This window comes from Falsiroseomonas sp. HW251 (assembly GCF_050563545.1).
Taxonomy (GTDB): Bacteria; Pseudomonadota; Alphaproteobacteria; order Acetobacterales; family Acetobacteraceae; genus Falsiroseomonas.
Map to the genome: position 1 here is coordinate 1 of NZ_JBNXUM010000082.1, position 1,345 is coordinate 1,345.

Annotated in this window: 1 protein-coding gene; it reads left to right on the plus strand. The window is 71.0% G+C overall.

Features of this window, described 5'->3' with window-relative positions; genetic code table 11:
• A partial coding sequence (locus ACLF3M_RS35240; RefSeq protein ID WP_430661686.1) for an ISL3 family transposase occupies positions 1-1,315 on the plus strand: 1,315 nt, incomplete at its 5' end.
• Positions 1,316-1,345: the final 30 nt, after the last annotated feature.

Consider the following 1,345-nt stretch of genomic DNA (forward strand, 5'->3'; position numbering starts at 1 on the left):
TCGCGCCTGCCGGCGCCAGACCTTCGTCGAGCGGCTCGATGGGCGCATCGCGGCGGGATGGGCACGCCGGACGGCCCGGCTCGAGGATCTCGTGCATCGCCTCGGCATCGCGCTGGGCGGCCGCCCCGCAGCCAGCCTGGCCCGCCGCCTCATGCTGCCGGTCAGCAAGGACACCCTGCTTCGCGTCGTGCGTCGACGCGTGCCCGCCACCGAGCCTGGCCCGTGCATCATCGGCATCGATGAATGGGCGTGGCGGCGTGGCCAACGCTACGGCACGATCATCTGCGACCTCGAGCGACGGCGCGTGATCGACCTCCTGCCCGACCGCGAGCCTGCAACCGTGAAGGCCTGGCTGTCGTCCCACCCAGGCATCCGCGTCGTGGCGCGGGATCGTGCCGGCGGCTATGCCGGCGCGATAACCGCGGCGGCACCGCTGGCGGTGCAGGTCGCCGATCGGTGGCACCTGATGGAGAATGCGAGCGCCACCTTCCTGCAAGCCGTCAGAAGCGAGATGGGACCGATCCGCCGCGCCCTCGGGGCCGGCGTCGTTGATCCCGACCTGCTCAGCGCCGCCGAGCGGCTCCAGCATGAGGGCTACCTGCGTCGGCGCGAGGAGAACAGCGCTATGCGCGCGATGGCTAGCGCGGGAACCGCGATCAAGGAGATCGCCCGGCGCACCGGACGGAGCCGCAAGCTGGTCCGCGCCGTACTGCGCAATGCCGACGACGAAGTCTTCCGCAGCCGCCAGAGCAGCCTGGCGCCATGGTTCGTCGCGCTCGACAAGGCGTGGTCTGCCGGCTGCCGCAACGGTGCGGAGCTCTGGCGGTGCCTGCGCGGCCAGGGCTTCGGTGGCAGCCTGCGGGTCGTCGGCGAGTGGGCCACGCGTCGGCGACGAAGCGAACAAACTGACGGTGCCGTTGCCGAGAGGCTGCCGCCTGCGCGGGTCATCGCGCGCACCATGTTGAGCAGTCGCAGTCGCCTGACGGCGGCGGAGGCGGTCATGGTGGCGGCCGTCGAAGCGGCGGTGCCAAGGCTGGCGACCGCGAGAGCGCTCGTCGATCGCTTCCACGGCATGGTGCGCGGCCGGACCCCGGAGACGCTGCAAGACTGGGTGGCAGAAGCGACGACGAGCATGCTGGCAGCGTTCGGCCGCGGCATCTCCGCCGACCTGGCCGCGGTCAAGGCCGCGCTGACCGAGACGTGGTCGAACGGCCCGACCGAAGGCAACATCACCAGGCTGAAGCTGCTGCGCCGACAGATGTACGGCCGCGGCAAGTTGGACCTGCTCCGCGCACGACTGACCGCTTACGCATGATCCGCACGTCCTGCACGGAAAGTGAGTCAG